The sequence below is a fragment of the Streptomyces sp. NPDC054796 genome, from assembly GCF_053611545.1.
Genome location: NZ_JBSHAO010000071.1, coordinates 1 through 17,513, shown reverse-complemented (window position 1 = coordinate 17,513; position 17,513 = coordinate 1). Strand labels below are relative to the sequence as shown.

1 protein-coding gene (running past one end of the window) is annotated in these 17,513 nt (G+C 70.3%); it reads right to left on the bottom strand.

What is annotated here, in order from left to right:
- Positions 1-17,498, bottom strand: the 5' portion of a protein-coding gene (locus tag ACWGJ2_RS35750; protein WP_453350528.1) for a non-ribosomal peptide synthase/polyketide synthase. Its footprint begins 5,017 nt before the window's first position; only the first 17,498 of its 22,515 coding nucleotides appear in the window; it begins with the start codon at positions 17,496-17,498; the stop codon falls past the left edge of the window.
- Between the last annotated feature and the right edge of the window lie 15 nt (positions 17,499-17,513).

Genomic DNA, 17,513 nt, shown 5'->3' with positions numbered 1-17,513 from the left:
GCGTCCAACTCCGCATACGTCAGCGTGACGCCTTCCTGCCGGATCGCCACAGCACCCGCAGCACCCTGGACCCGCCGCCCGAACAACTCCGGCACCGACACATCCGCCACATCCGAGGCGGTGTCGTTCCACTCCACCACCATCCGCTCACGTTCAGCGGCATCCAGCACATCCACCTCATGCACGCGGACGTCCGCGGCGGCAGTGACGCGGTCGAGCACCCGCATCAGCCGCTGCCCGATCACCTCGGCCGTGCCGGCGTCGAACACGTCCGACGACGCGTTCACCGAGCCGTAAAGTCCTGCGGGAAGCCCTTGTTCGTCGAAGGACTCCCACAGGGTGACGTCGAGGTCGAATCGCGCCACCGAGGCAATGCTCGACTCGTCCAGCCCGGCCAGGCCGTGCTCAGCGCCGGCCAGTCGCAACGATGTGTTCTCGGTGTTCTGCACGGTCAGCATCACCTGGAACAGCGGATGCCGGGCCATCGAGCGGGACGGTGACAGCTCCTCCACCAGCCGCTCGAACGGCACATCCTGATGTGCCAGGGCGTCCAAGCTGGCTTCCCGCACCCGCGCCAGGACCTGCCGGAACTCCGGGTCACCGGACAGGTCCGAACGGATCACCAGCGTGTTGACGAAGAACCCGACCAGGTCGTCCAACGCCTCATCGGTGCGACCGGCCACCGCCGAACCGATCAAGATATCGGTACCGGCACCGAGCCGCGACAGCGTCACCGCCAGCGCGGCCTGCACCACCATGAACGTCGTCACACCCTCGGCCCGCGCCAGCGCCACCAGCCGCTCGTGCACGGTCGCCGACAGCCGAACCGGGGCCTCGTACCCGACGTGGCTCGCCACGGCCGGTCGCGGACGGTCGGTCGGCAGCGTCAGCTCCTCCGGGGCACCGGCCAGCGTTCGCCGCCAGTGCTCTACCTGCTGGGACAGCAGGCTTTCCGGGTCCGTCTCCTCGCCCAGCAGCTCGCGCTGCCACAACGTGTAGTCGGCGTACTGCACCGGCAGCGGCTCCCAGTCCGGGGCCTGGCCGCGCCGCCGCGCCTCATACGCCGTCGACAGGTGACGGCCCAACGGACCACGCGACCAGCCATCGCTGGCGATGTGATGCACCACGATCAGCAGCGCCCGCTCGTCCGGCCCAACCTGGTACAGGCAGGCACGGATCGGCAGTTCGGTGGAGAGGTCGAAGGCGCGCCGCGACGCCTGATCCACCGCCTCCGCCAGCCCTTCGGACGTCACCTGTGCCAGCGACAGCTCCCACTCCAGCTCGTGCGGGTCCACGATCTGCTGGTACGGCTCGCCGTCCGCCTGCGGGAACATCGTCCGTAGGGACTCGTGCCGCACGATCACGTCCCGAAGCGCTGCTCCCACGGCAGCGGCATCCACGTCGCCGTCCAACCGCATCATCGTCGGCAGGTTGTACGTGGGGCTGGGGCCCTCTAGCTGGGCCAGGAACCACAGCCGACGCTGCGCGAACGACAACGGAACGCGGTCCGGACGTGCCCCGGCCCGCAGGGGCAGCCGCGCCGGTTCGGATCCGGCGCCCGCGATGCGGGGGGCCAACCCGGCGACGGTCGGTGCCTCGAACAGCGAACGCAGCGACAGCTCCACTCCGAGGGCGACGCGGATACGGGACGCCAGGCGGACGGCCAGCAGGGAATGCCCACCGAGTTCGAAGAAGCTGTCGTCGACGCCGACGGACTCCAGGCCCAGAATCTCGGCGAACGCCCCACACAGGGTCACTTCCACTGGTGTGGCCGGGGCGCGCCCCGTGCCGGTGGCGTACTCGGGGGCGGGCAGCGCCTTGCGGTCGAGCTTGCCGTTGGCCGTCAGCGGCAACTCCGGCAACGAGACGACGGCAGCCGGGACCATGTGATCGGGCAGCCGCGCCCCGACGAACTCCCGCAGGCCCTGCACCTCTTCGCCATTGATCGGCACGACGTAGGCGACCAGGCGCTTGTCACCGGTGGTGTCCTCGCGGGCGACGACCGCCGCCTGGAGCACGTCCGGGTGGGTCAGCAGAGCGGCTTCGATCTCACCGGGCTCGATACGGAAGCCACGGATCTTCACTTGCTCATCCGCACGCCCGGCGAACACCAACTGCCCATCGCACGTCCACTTCACCAGGTCCCCGGTGCGATACATCCGCTCACCGGCGCCGAAGGGGCAGGCCACGAAGCGTTCGCCCGTCAGCCCTGGACGGCCCACATAGCCACGCGCCAGCCCCGCACCGGCAACGTACAGCTCACCGACGACACCCGTAGGAACAGGAGCGAGCGCATCGTCCAGGACGTACATGCGGATGTTGGCGATCGGGGTACCGACCGGCACCACCCCACCAGCCACCAACTCCGGAGTCAGCTCCACGGTGGCAACACCGACCGTCGTCTCCGTCGGACCATAGTGGTTGAACACGCGCCGGCCGCCAGCCGCGGCCGTCTCCACCAGCTCCTGAACCCAGCCCGGCGACCCGGCCTCGCCACCCAGCACGAGAGAGCGACCCGGCAGCAGAGGCTCGATGCCCGCCACGGACGTCAACGCCCGCAGATGCGACGGCACCACCTTCAACGCGTCGATGTTCTGCTCGGTCACATACCTGGCAACCTCCTCCGGGTCAGTGACCGCCTCCTCATCCAGCACATGCAACTCACCCCCGGTCGCCAGGCTGGTGAACACCACCGTGTTGCCCAGGTCCGTCACCTGCGCCTGCAACAACGCATACCGCGCCCCCGGAACCGTCCACCCCAACCGCTCAGACACCGACGAGACATAGTTCGCCAACGACCCGTGCGTCACCGCCACACCCTTCGGCACCCCCGTCGAACCCGACGTATAGATCACATACGCCAACCCCAACGGATCCACCACCACCCCCAAGGGTGTCTCCGGGGCCTCCGACAACCCCTCCAAGTCGCCCGAATCCACCACCACATCCACCCCGGCGTCGGCGAGCATGAACTCCACCCGTTCGACCGGCAACGCACCATCCACCGGCAGATACGCCGCCCCCGCCTTCCACACCCCCAAAATCCCCACCACCATCTCCACACCCCGAGACAACCGCAACCCCACCACCGACTCACACCCCACACCCCGACCACGCAGCCAGCTCGCCAGCCGATCCGCCGCCGCCCCCAACTCGCCGTAGGACAGCTCCACGCCCTCGAACACCACCGCCACCGCACCCGGATCCGCGGTCACCCGTCGCTCAAACAACTCCACCACCGACGACGCCCCCACCGTCTCCACCACGGTGTCGTTCCACTCCACCAACACCCGATCCCGCTCCCCCACACCCAGCACATCCACCGCAGACAGCCGCACCCCCGGAGCCACCACCACCTGCTCCAGCACCTGGCCGAACCACTCGGCCATGCGCCCGGCCGTCGCGGCGTCGAACAGGTCCGCAGACGCGGTCAGTCCGCCACGGAGCCCGCACGGCCGCCCTTCGTCGTCGAAGACCTCAGCCAGTGACAGGTCGAGATCGAACTTCGCCGGTACCGTGGCCGCGCCACCCACCGTCGGCTCAGTCGCCGCGACGCGGGCCCCGGGCAGTTCCAGCGCGGCACGTTCGACGTTCTGCACGGTCAGCATCACCTGGAACAGCGGGTGCCGTGCCATCGAGCGGGACGGTGCCAGTTCCTCCACCAGCCGCTCGAACGGCACGTCCTGGTGGGCCAACCCGCCGAGTCCGGCCTCCCGCACCCGGCCCAGCACCCGTCGGAACTCGGGGTCCCCGGACAGGTCCGTGCGGATCACCAAGCTGTTGACGAAGAACCCGACCAGCTCGTCCAGCGCCTCGTCGGTGCGTCCCGCGACCGCCGATCCGACGAGGATGTCGCTGCCTGCGCCGAGCCGCGACAGGGTCACGGCCAGCGCCGCCTGAAGGACCATGAAGGTCGTCACGCCCTCGGCCCGCGCCAGCTCGACCAGTTCCCGATGCACCTCGGCCGGTATGCGCAGCGGCACCTGATGCCCGCTGTGACCGGACACCGCTGGGCGGCGCCGGTCCGTGGGCAGCGTCAGCTCCTCCGGAGCACCGGCCAGCGTCTGCCGCCAGTAGTCGACCTGCGCCGAGAGCAGGCTGTCGGGGTCCGACTCCTCGCCGAGCAACTCTCGCTGCCACAACGCGTAGTCGGCGTACTGCACCGGCAGCGGCTCGAACGCCGGAGCCTCACCGCGCAGCCGCGCCGCGTACGCGGCAGACAGGTCCCGCGCCAGCGGCCCCATCGACCACCCGTCGCCAGCAATGTGGTGCACGACGATCAGGAGCACCTGTTCGTCCCGCCCGTCCTGGAACAGCCACGCCCGGATCGGCAGCTCGCTCGACAGGTTGAACGGATACCGTGACGCCCGGTCCGCGGCGTCCGCGAGTTCGCCGTGCTCGACCTGACGGACCTGCAACCTCCAGTCCAGGTCCCGCGCATCCAGGATGTGCTGGTACGGCTCGTCGTCCGCGACCGGGAACATCGTCCGCAGGGATTCGTGACGGGCGACGACGTCCCGCAGCGCCGCGTCCAGCGCCTCGGCGTCCACACTGCCGCTCAGGCGGATCGGTGTGGGCATGTTGTAGGTGGGGTTGGGGCCCTCCAACTGGCCGAGGAACCACAGCCGCCGCTGGGCGAACGACAGCGGTACCCGGTCCGGACGTGCGCGCACGGTCAGCGGCAGCCGCACCTCGTCCGCGCCGTCCGCGCCGTTCGCGCCGTCCTCGGCGAACGAGGCCGCGATCCCGGCGACCGTCGGCCTGTCGAAGAGGACGGACAGTGCCAGTTCGCGGTCCAGCAGGGCGCGGATACGCGAGATGAGCCGGACGCCGAGCAGGGAGTGCCCGCCGAGCTCGAAGAAGCTCTCGTCCACTCCCACGGTCTCGATCCCCAGCACCTCGGCGAAGGCCCCGCAGAGAATCTCCTCCTCGACGGTCGCCGCCTGGCGCCCGGCACCGGCGTCGGCCGCGAAGTCGGGCGCGGGGAGCGCCTTGCGGTCGAGCTTGCCGTTGGCCGTCAGCGGTAACTCCGGCAACGGCACCACGGCCGTCGGCACCATGTAGTCCGGTATCTGCCGTCCGGCGAACTCCCGCAGGTCGTCGGCGTCGACGGAGGTGGTGTCACCGTCGGAGGGGACGATGTAGGCCACCAGCCGGGTGTCGCCCGCGTCGTACTCGCGCGCGACGACCGCCGCCCTGGCCACGCCGGGATGCGAGTGCAGGGCGGCTTCGATCTCGCCCGGTTCGATGCGGTACCCGCGGATCTTGACCTGTTCGTCGGCGCGTCCCAGGAACTCCAGCTCGCCCTCGGCACTCCACCTGGCCAGGTCCCCGGTCCGGTACATCCGCTCCCCCGCGAGACCGAACGGGCACGCCACATACCGCTCACCGGTCATCGACGGGCGGCCCACGTAGCCGCGCGCCAGGCCCGCTCCCGCGACGTAGAGCTCCCCTGGGGACCCGATCGGTACCGGCGCCAGCCCCTCATCCAGCACGTACAGGCGCGTGTTGGCGATCGGCCTCCCGATCGGCACCGTGTCGCCGACCGGCTGCCCGGCCCGGACCTCGTGGATCGAGCAGCCGACCACCGTCTCCGTGGGACCGTACTCATTGACCACCACCGACTCCGGCGCCACCGACAGCCAACGGGACACCTCACCACCGGCGAGTGCCTCCCCGCCCACCACCCAGCGGCGTGCGGCGTTCCGCAGCCGGTCGGCCGGCAGCAGCTCGGCCAGCATCGGAAGGTGTGCCGGTACAACCTTCACCAGGTCGAACCCGTCGCCGGAGCGCAGTATCTCGGCCAGCCCTTCGACCCCGCCGTCCTCGCTCACCGAGATCGCCGCGCCGGCGACGAGCGGCACCAGCAGGCTGGTCACCGTCAGGTCGAACGCCAGAGACGAGTACAGCACCGCTCCGCCGCGCCCCACGTCGTACGTCTCGGCCGCCCAGGCCACGTAGTTGGCCAGCGCCTCGTGCGTGACCGCCACACCCTTCGGCCGCCCCGTCGAGCCGGACGTGTACATCACGTACGCCAGCTCGGCGGCACGGGGCGACACCGGCACGAGGTCCCTCATGGCCACGAGCGCCGTGTCAAGGTCGTCGACCGCGATCACGGGCATCCTCGCCACGGGCAGAGAGTCGAGAATGTCCGCGGTACTGAGCAACGTCACCGCCTGGCTGTCGGTCAGTACGAACCCGACTCGCTCGGCCGGCGTGGCCGGATCGATCGGCAGGTACGCGGCTCCCACCCGCCACACCGCCAGGACGCCTGCCACGGCGTCCACGCTCCGCGGCAGACACAACCCCACGACCGAACCAGGGCCCACGCCCAGCCCGGCCAGCACACCTGCCAACCGCTCCACGCGCGCGTCCAACTCCGCATACGTCAGCGCGACGCCTTCCTGCCGGATCACCGTGGCGTCCGGAGCGGCCTGGACCCGTCGCTCGAACATCTCCGGCACCGACGCGTCGGCCACATCCGAGGCGGTGTCGTTCCACTCCACCACCACCCGCTCACGCTCAGCAGCATCCAGCACATCCATGGCGCACAGGGCTGTGTCCGGGCCCCCGTTCAGGGCGTCGGTGAGCGCGTCGACCACCTTTTCCAGCGTGGTGCACAGCAGCTTGCTGACCGCGTGTGGATCGAACACGTCGGAGGTCTGCGCGAGCACGCTCAGACCTCCTGGCCCGCGGTCGTTGACGGACACCGACAGCGGGTAGTGGGACCGCTCTTCTCCGAAGACGGTCCGGATGCCTTCCACCTGCTGCCGTCCGGCAGTGCCCTCCTCCGGGTCGGTGATCTGCCGGTAGTTGAGCAGGGAGGTGAACAGCGGCGTGCTGGGCTCTATGCCGCTGGCGCGCTGCGCGATCGCGAGCGGGGCGTGCTCGTGCTCCAGCAGGGCCGCCAGTTGGTCCCGCATCTTCTCGATGGCGGCCCGCACCCCCACCTTCCCGGTCGGTACGCGCACCGGGAGGGTGTTGATGAACGGACCCACCACCCGGTCGGCACCGGCACCGGCGTTCATGCGCCCCAGCAGCACTGTTCCGAACACCACGTCGCCGCGTCCGGACAACACCGCCAGCACCCTGGCCCAGGCCACGTGCAACACCGTGGCCGGACTGACCCCGAGTTCCCGCGCCACTCGCCGCAGGCCGTCCACGACATCGTCGGGAACGGGCGCGCCCGCGTCGACGAAACGGCCTCCGACGTCGCGTACGTCCACTACCCCGTAAGGTGCGGTCGGCTCGGTCACATCCCCCAGGAGGTCGTTAAAGAAACGCCCGTGTTCCTCGCGCGGCACCGCCCGCGTCTGCGCGACGAAGTTACGGAACGGCAGCGCCGGTGCCAGGTCCTGGGTCTGGCCGGACAGCAGCGCGCGGAGCTCCTGCTGTACGACGTCCATGCCCATGTGGTCCTGCAACATGTGGTGCATCCGCACCAGCCCGAGCCAGCGGCCCTCCGTCGCCTCGGCCACGTGCAGGTCCATCAACGGCGCGTGACGCAGATCCATCACCGACCCCGCTACGGCGACCAGGGGCTCCATCCGTCGCCTCGGCTCGGCGGAGTCGAACGTGAGGACGTGCTCGACGACGGGCAGCGCCACGTGCCGCCACACCACCTGCACGGGCTCGCGCAACCCTTCCCACACCACGCCCGTGCGGTAGATGTCGTGCCGGTTCGCCACCTGCTCCAGGGCGTGCGCGAACACGTCCAGCCGGGCGCGGGAGTCGAACTCCACGCCGAAGGTGGCAACGTAGACGTCTTCGCCCGCGCCTGCCAGGAGGTGATGGAAGAGGAGCCCTTCCTGCAACGGCGCCAGCGGATAGATGTCGGCGACATTCGCCGCCCCGCCCTCGACCGACGCCACGACCCGATCGATCTCCTCCTGATCCAGCTCCACCAGCGGCAACATCTCCGGCGTGATCCGATCCGCACACTCCGGGATCAGGTTCTCCGGCACCTCCACGGACCCGGCACCGGTCGACACCGCCAACTGGGCCGGCGTCGGCGCCTCGAACAACGCCCGCACCGACACCGACACACCCCGGGTACGCAGCTTTTCCACGAGTTGGACGGCGAGGAGGGAGTGACCGCCGAGCTGGAAGAAGTTGTCATCGACCCCGACCGACCCCAAACCGAGAATGTCGGCGAACACCGCGCACAGGATCTCCTCCTGGATGGTGGCCGGGGCCCGCCCGGCTCCGGTGACGTATTCCGGGGCGGGCAGAGCACGGCGGTCGAGCTTGCCGTTGGCCGTCAACGGCAACTCGTCCAGGGGTACGAAGGCGGCCGGGACCATGTAGTCCGGCAGCCGGCTCTCGGCCAGCTCCCGCAGCTCTGCCACATCCGAACCCGTCACCACGTAGGCGACCAGACGCTTGTCGCCCGGAACGTCCTCACGTGCCAGCACCGCGGCCCGAGCGACGTTCGGATGGGACGACAGCAGGGACTCGATCTCGCCGGGCTCGATGCGGAACCCGCGTATCTTGACCTGCTCGTCCACGCGGCCGACGAACACCAACTGCCCGTCGGGCGTCCACTTGACCAGGTCCCCGGTCCGGTACATCCGCTCCCCGGCATCCGGGCCGAACGGGCAGGCCACGAACCGCTCACCCGTCAACGACGCACGACCCACATAGCCGCGTGCCACCCCCGCACCGGCCACGTACAGCTCACCGGCCACGCCCACCGGCACTGGCTGAAGCCCGGAGTCGAGCACGAACACACGCGTGTTGGCCATCGGCGCCCCGATCACGGGCTCGTCGTCGGCCGTGAGCGGCTGGGACATCGACGCACACACCGTGATCTCCGTCGGCCCGTACGCGTTGATCAACCGCCGGTCCGCAGCCCAGCGCTCCACCAGCGGCGCGTCCAGGGCGTCGCCGGCCGACACCAGCGTGGTCACCGAGCCGAGGTCTTCGGCTCCGAGCACGGCGAGAACGGCGGGCGGCAGCGTCACGTGCGTCACGCCGTGCCGGGCCACCACCTCGGCCAGCCCCGCACCGGGAACCAGCTCCTCGGCCGGGGCCACGACCAGCGCGGCGCCCGAGCACAGCGCCATCAGCACCTCGGAGGTCGCCGCGTCGAAGCCGATCGAGGCGAACTGCAACACGCGCGACCCCGGTTCCACCGCGAACCGCCGGATCTGTGCCGTCGCCAGGTTCACGGCCCCGTGGTGGGTGAGCGCGACGCCCTTCGGCGTCCCCGTCGACCCTGACGTGTAGACGACGTATGCCAGCCCCGCCGGATCCTGCTCCACCTCGGGCGATGGCGGTATGTCCGCGCGGCCCTCCACGAGCATGGTGGTCATCGGGTCGTCGATCGCGACCATGCGCACGCGCCCGACCGGGAGGTCGCCGAGCGTGTCCTGGGTGCCGACGATGAGCTGGGCGCGGCTGTCGTCCAGCAGGTAGGCCAGCCGCTCGACGGGCAGCGCCACGTCGACCGGCAGATACGCCGCCCCGGCCTTCCACACGGCCAGGATCGCCGTCACCAGCTCGGCACCGCGCGGCAGGCCCAGGGCCACGACCGACTCGCGGCCGATGCCCAGATCGCGCAGATGGCGCGCCAGGCGATTGGCCGCCGCGTCGAGCTGCCCGTACGACAGCTCGACACCGTCGCCGACGACCGCCACATCCTCCGGAGCCGCAGCGACTCGTCGGGCGAACAGGTCCACGACCGTCGGGGCGGGGGCGGGGGCCGGGGCCGGAGTCGCGGTGTCGTTCCAGCCGCTGAGCAGAAGGGTGCGCTCGTCGGCGCCGAGCACGTCCACGGCGAGCAGCCGGGTGTCCGGGGCCGCCGTCACCAGCGTCAGCACCCGGTTCCACCGTTCGGCGACGGCCTCCACCGAAGCGGCGTCGAACAGGTCCTTCGCCCCGGTCACCGACCCGACCAGCCCGGCCGGGCGGCCGTGCTCGTCGTAGGTCTCGCCGATCATCACGTCCACGTCGCACTTGACGGGCACGGTCACCGCGTCCGCGATGCCCGCGGCTGCCGCTCCCGTCCGCACGCCGGGCAGGCGCAGCCGCGCCTGCTCCAGGTTCTGGAGTGTCAGGGCCACCTGGAACAGGGGGTACCGTGCCAGGGAGCGGGCCGGTGCCAGTGCCTCCACGAGGCGTTCGAACGGTACGTCCTGGTGCGCGAGGGCACCCAGGCTCGCCTCCCGCACCCGGCCCAGCACCTGCCGGAAGTCCGGATCTCCGGAGAGGTCGGTGCGGATCACCAGTGTGTCGACGAACGCCCCGACCAGGTCGTCCAACGCCGCGTCGGTGCGACCGGCCACACCGGAGCCGATCGTGACATCGGTGCCCGCGCCGAGCCGTGAGAGGGTCACCGCCAGCGCGGCCTGAAGAATCATGAACGTCGTCACGCCCTCGGCCCGGGCGAGGTCCGCCATGCGCTGGTGCACCTCGGCCGGTATCCGCAACGGCGTCCGGTGCCCCTGGTGGCTGGCGACCGCCGGGCGCGGCCGGTCGGTCGGCAGCGACACCTCCTCGGGGGCTCCGGCGAGCGTCCGCCGCCAGTACTCCACCTGCCGCGACAGGAGGCTCTCCGGGTCCGACTCGTCGCCCAGCAGCTCCTGCTGCCAGAGTGCGTAGTCGGCGTACTGCACCGGCAGCGGCTCCCAGTCGGGGCGGGTGCCCTCCAGCCGGGCGGCGTAGGCCGTCGACAGGTCCCGGGCGAGCGGCACCGTCGACCAGCCGTCGCTGGCGGAGTGATGCATGACGATCACGAGGACCTGTTCGTCCGCCGCGTCCGCTGCGTCCGCTGCGTCCGCGCCGGTCTGGAACAGCCATGCCCTGATGGGCAGTTCGGCCGACAGGTCGAATGCGTGCCGCTCCGCCTCCTCGACCAGACCGGCCAGCTCGCCGGACTCCACCTGAAGGACCTGGAGCTCCCAGTCCATGTCCTGCGGGTCGAGGATGTGCTGGTACGGCTCGCCGTCCACCGTGGGGAAGGTCGTCCGCAGTGACTCGTGGCGGGCGAGCACGTCCCGGAAGGCGAGTTCCAGCACCCCGGCGTCCACGCCGTTCAACGGGACCAGTACGGGAATGTTGTATGTGGGGCTCGGTCCTTCCAACTGGTCGAGGAACCACAGGCGCCGCTGCGCGAACGACAACGGCACCCGCTCAGGACGCACCCCGGCACGCAGCGGGGTACGCGCCTGCCCGGTGGTGCCGGCAAGGTGCGCTGCCAGACCGGCCACCGTCGGCGCATCGAACAGTGCGCGCAGGGGCAGTTCGACGTCGAGCACGGTGCGGACTCGCGAGACCAGCCGGACGGCGAGCAGCGAATGGCCGCCGAGCTGGAAGAAGTTGTCGTCGACGCCCACGGACTCCACACCGAGGACGTCGGCGAAGGCCGCGCACAGGATCTCCTCCTGGGCGGTGGCCGGACCGCGCCCCGCCCCTGTGGAGTGGGGCGCTGAGGAGTGCGCCCCTGCGGCGTGGGCCGGTGCGGGCAGTGCCTTGTGGTCGAGCTTGCCGTTGACCGTGAGCGGCAGCTCCGGAAGCGTGACGAACGCGGTCGGCACCATGTACTCCGGCAGCCGCCCGGCCACGAGCACCCGCAGGGCTTCGACGTCGAGCTCGTCACGGCCGGAGACCACGTAGGCGACCAGACGCTTGTCCCCGGAGGTGTCCTCGCGGGCGATCACCACGGTCTGCGTGACGTCCGGGTGGGCCAGCAGCGCGGCCTCGATCTCACCCGGCTCGATACGGAACCCGCGTACCTTCACCTGCTCATCCGCACGGCCGGCGAACACCAACTGCCCGTCCGACGTCCACTTCGCCAGGTCCCCGGTCCGGTACATGCGCTCCCCGGACCCCGGGCCGAAGGGGCAGGCCACGAAGCGTTCCGCGGTGAGCGACGGGCGGCCGACGTAACCACGGGCGAGCTGGACCCCCGAGACGTACAGCTCCCCGCTGACGTCCGGCGGCACCGGCCGCAGCGCGGCGTCCAGGACGTAGGCCCGGGTGTTGGCCGCCGGTGCCCCGATGGGCACCGTGCCTTCCTCCTGGGCCGGATCACACGCCCAGACGGTGACGTCGACCGCCGTCTCGGTCGGCCCGTACAGGTGGAACAGCTCCACCCCGTCCATCGCCGCGAAGAGGCGCTGCTGTGTGGGCAGCGACAGCGCCTCGCCACCGGTCCCCACGTATCGCAGACTGGGCAGCTCCCCCGGGTCGGACAGCAGGAACGCGTCCAGCATCGAGGGCACGAAGTCCACCACGGTGACGCACTCGTCGCGGATGACGTCCGCCAGGTAGTCGGGGTCCTGGTGTCCGCCGGGACGGGCGACCACCAGTGTCGCCCCGGAGATCAATGTGCCCAGCAGCTCCCACACCGCCACGTCGAAGACGATCGGTGTCTTGTGCAGCACCCGGTCGCCGGGGCCAAAACCGAACCGGTCGCGCATCCGCAGCAGGTGGTTGGCGATGGCCTGGTGCGACACCAGCACACCCTTCGGCCGGCCTGTCGAACCGGACGTATAGATCACATAGGCCGCGCTGTGCGGGTGCGGATGTGGATGCAGGTGCGGGTGCGGTACGACACCGGCTGTCGAAGGCGCCGTGCCGGGTCCGTCAGCGGCCGACCATCGGGCCACGGCCTCGGGGTCGTCCAGCACCACGACCGGCGCGGCATCCCGCAGCAGCAGCGCGATCCGCTCGGCCGGGTACTCCGGATCCACCGGCAGATACGCGCCACCGGCCTTCAACACCCCGAGGACCGCGGTCACCATCTCCACACCGCGCGGCAGGCACACCCCCACTACCGACTCCTGGGTCACACCCTGACTCCGCAGGTGGTGCGTGAGTCGATTCGCCGCCGCGTCCAACTCCCCGTACGACAGCTCCACACCCTCGAACACCACCGCCACCGCGCCCGGGTCTGCGGCCACCCGGTCCTCGAACAACTCCACCAGCGACACATCCGGCACATCGGCGGCCGTGTCATTCCACCCGGACACCAACAACTCGCGCTCGTCCACGCCGAGCACATCCACAGCGCCCAGCGAGACGTCCGGGCCGCCGTTCACGACATCGGTGAGCGCGTCGACGAGGTTCTCCGTCGCGGTGCACATCAGGCGCCCCAGTGCCTGCGGGTCGTGGGCGTCGGGGGTCTCCACGCTGAGGCTCAGCCCGCCCGTGCCCCGGTCGTTGACGGACACTCCTACCGGATAGTTCGTCCGGTCCTCGCCGAAGACGGTGCGGGCCCCCTCTACCGGCCTCCGCTCGTCCCGCTGTTCGCCGGTCGCGGTCTGGGACGGGCCCGTGATGTGACGGTAGTTGAAGAGCGACGTGAACAGGGGGGTGTTGTCGGCGATGCCGCTGGCCTGCTGCGCGGTCGCCAACGAGGCGTGCTCGTGCTCCAGCAGGGCCGCCAGTTGGTCCCGCATCGCCTCGACCGCGGCGCGCACCCCGACCTCGTCGGTCCGCACCCGCACCGGCAGCATGTTGATGAACGGGCCGAGCACTCGGTCGGCGCCCGCGCCCGCGTTCATCCGGCCGAAGAGCACGGTGCCGAACACCACGTCGTCCCGGCCGGACAGAGTGGCAAGCACCCGCGCCCAGGCCACGTGCAGGATGGTCGCGGTGCTGACACCCAGCTCGCGCGCCACTCGCCGCAGCTCGTCGGTGAGCCCCTCGGTCAGCGGCACGCCCGCCTCGACGATCCCGCTGCCGTCGCCGCGCACGTCCAGCAGGCCGTAGGGGGCGGTCGGCTCCGTCACATCCCCCAGGAGGTCGGCAAAGAAACGCCCGTGCTCCTCGCGCGGCACCGCCCGCGTCTGCGCGACGAAGTTGCGGAACGGCAGCGCGGGGGCCAGCTCGTCGGCCGCGCCGGACAACACCGCCCGCAGCTCGTCCAACAGCACGTCCATGCCGACGTGGTCCTGCACCATGTGATGCATTCGCACGACGGCCAGCCAGCGGCCCTCGGGTGCCTGCGCCGTGTGCAGGTCCATCAACGGGGCCCGGCCCAGGTCCATCGCCGAGCCCGCCAGGGCGACAAGGGATTCCACCCACCCCGTCCGCTGTGCGGAGTCGCGGTCGATCTCGTGCGCGACGATCGGCAAGTCCACGTGTCGCCACACCACCTGCACGGGCTCGCGCAAGCCCTCCCAGGCGATGCCTGTGCGGTAGATGTCGTGCCGGTCCACCACCTGCTGCAACGCTCGCGCGAATATGTCCAGCCGGGCGCGGGAGTCGAACTCCACGCCGAAGGTGGCGACGTAGACGTCTTCGCCGGCGCCTGCCAGGAGGTGATGGAAGAGGAGCCCTTCCTGCAACGGCGCCAGCGGGTAGATGTCGGCGACGTTCGCCGCCCCGCCCTCGACTGACGCCGCGACCCGGTCGATCTCCTCCTGGTCCAGCTCCGCCAGCGGCAGCATGTCCGGGGTGATCCGATCCGCGCCGTCGGGAATCAGGTTCTCCGGCACCTCCACGGACCCGGCACCGGTCGACGCCGCCAGCTGGGCCGGCGTGGGCGCCTCGAACAACGCCCGCACCGACACCGACACACCCCGGGTGCGCAGCTTTTCCACGAGTTGGACGGCGAGGAGGGAGTGGCCGCCGAGTTGGAAGAAGTTGTCATCGACCCCGACCACGGCCACACCGAGCACGTCGGCGAAGGCGGCGCAGAGGATCTCTTCCTGCACGGTGGCCGGGGCCCGCCCGGCTCCGGTGACGTACTCCGGAGCGGGCAGAGCACGGCGGTCCAGCTTCCCGTTGGCCGTCAGCGGCAACTCCGGAAGCGTGACGAAGGCGGCGGGCACCATGTACTCCGGCAGCCGCGAGGCGACCAGTTCCCGCAGTCCTTCCGGCTCCCGGCCGTCGGGAACCACATAGGCCATCAGCGCATCCTCGCGGGCGATCACCGCAGCCTGCGTCACATGCGGGTGGGTGAGCAGGGCGGCCTCGATCTCACCCGGCTCGATACGGAACCCGCGCACCTTCACCTGCTCATCCACTCGCCCGACAAAGAGCAACTGACCGTCCGACGTCCACTTCGCCAGGTCCCCCGTCCGGTACATCCGCTCACCACCGGAGCCGAAGGGGCAGGCCACGAACCGCTCACCCGTCAACCCCGGACGACCCACATAGCCGCGCGCCAAACCGGCACCGGCCACATACAGCTCGCCCGCCACTCCGACGGGCATCGGCTGAAGGGTGTCGTCGAGCACGAACAGGCGGGTGTTGGCGATCGGGCGACCGAAGGGCACCGCACCCGGACGACCGGCATCAACCGTCTCGGCAGCCACCATCACCGTCGCCTCAGTCGGACCATACGTGTTCACCAGCCGACGCCCACCCGACCAGGTGCGCGCCACACTCTCGCTGACCGCCTCCGCACCCACCAACAACGTCCCGACCAGTGCCAGATCCTGCGGATCCAGCACCTCCAGCAACGACGGCACCACACTCGCCGCCCCCACACCCACCAACTCCGCAAGCCGCCCCGGCTCCCGACGCTGCCCCTCACTCGCAATCCACAACGCCGCACCCGACGACAACGCCACACACACGTCCAACACAGAGGCATCGAAGCTGAACGAGGCGAACTGCAACACCCCCACACCCGGCCCCGCACCCATCACCGGAACAAACACCGACACCAAATTCACCACCGAAGCGTGCGAGATACCCACACCCTTCGGCCGCCCCGTCGAACCCGACGTGAAGATCACATACGCCAGCGAAGCCGGGTCCACAGCCACCTGCGGTGCCGTCTCCGATGAATCGGCAGAGCTGGCCAGCTCCTCCACACCAACGACCATCCCGACCCCGGCGTCGGCGAGCATGAACTCCACCCGCTCGGGCGGCAGCGCCGCATCGACCGGCAGATACGCCGCCCCGGCCTTCCACACACCCACAACCCCCACCACCATCTCCGGGCCACGAGGCAGGGCCAGCCCCACCACCGACTCACGGCCCACACCCCGGCCACGAAGCCAATTCGCCAACCGATTCGCCGCCACATCCAACTCGCCGTACGACAGCCCCACACCCTCAAACACCACCGCAGCCGCACCCGGAGCCTCGGCCACCCGCCGCTCAAACAACTCCAGCACAGACACATCCACCACATCGGCAGCCGTGTCATTCCACTGCCGCACCACCACATCGCGCTCGCGCGAACCGACCACGTCCACCTGACGCAGCCGCAACCCAGGAGACGCGGTCACCGACTCCAGTACGCGGCCGAACCACACCGCCATCCGCTCGGCCGTCTCCGCCTCGAACACATCCGCCGACGCCACCAGCGCACCCCGCAGCCCCGCCGGACGCCCCTCCTCGTCAACCACCTCCGACAACGACATCTCAAGGTCGAACTTCGACACCGCCGTGGCCACGTCACCCACCGCCGACTCCCCGGACCGAACGTGGGCGCCGGGCAGTGCGAGCCGGGTCTCGGCGGTGTTCTCAAGGGTGAGGAAGACCTGGAACAGGGGGTGGCGGGCCAGGGAGCGGGACGGTGTCAGTTCCTCGACGAGACGCTCGAACGGCATGTCCTGGTGCGCGAACGCCCCCAGGCTCGCCTCTCGCACCCGTGCCAGGGTCTGCCGGAACTCCGGGTCGCCGGAGAGGTCGCTGCGGATGACGAGCGTGTTGATGAACAGCCCGACCAGGTCGTCCAGTGCCTCATCCGTGCGCCCTGCGATGGGTGAGCCGATCGGGATGTCCGTTCCCGCTCCGAGTCGGGACAGGGTCACGGCCAGGGCCGCCTGCGCCACCATGAACACCGTCACGCCCTCGGCACGGGCCAGCTCCACCATCCGCTGATGCACCTCGACGGGTATCCGCACCGGCACCCGATGACCAACGTGGCTGGCCACCACCGGACGCGGCCGGTCGCTCGGCAGCGATAACTCCTCCGGAGCACCGGCCAACGCCCGCCGCCAGAACTCCACCTGCTGCGACAACAGACTGTCCGGGTCGGATTCTTCGCCCAGCAGCTCCCGCTGCCACACCGCGTAATCGGCATACTGCACCAGCAGCGGCTCCCACACCGGAGCCTCACCCCGCAGCCGCGCCTCATAAGCAGTCGAGACATCCCGAGCGAGCGGACCCCGCGACCAACCGTCAGAGGCGATGTGGTGCATGACGACCAACAGCGTCTGCTCGTCGGGCCCGGCCTGGAACAGCCATGCCTTGATCGGCAACTCCGCCGACAGGTCGAACGCGTACTGCGACGCACGGGCCACGGCGTCCGCAAGATCCTCGGGCGCGGCCTGGGACACTTCCAGGTCCCATGTGAGCTCGTCGGGGTCGAGGATGTGCTGGTAGGGCTGGCCGTCGGCGCTCGGGAAGACCGTCCGCAGCGATTCGTGCCGCACGATCACATCACGTAACGCCTCTTCCAGCACCGCACCGTCCACACCATGCATGCGGATCGGGGTGGGAATGTTATACGTGGGGCTGGGTCCTTCGAGTTGGGCCAGGAACCACAGCCGCTGCTGCGCGAACGACAACGGCACCCGCTCCGGACGCACCGCGGCCCGCAACGG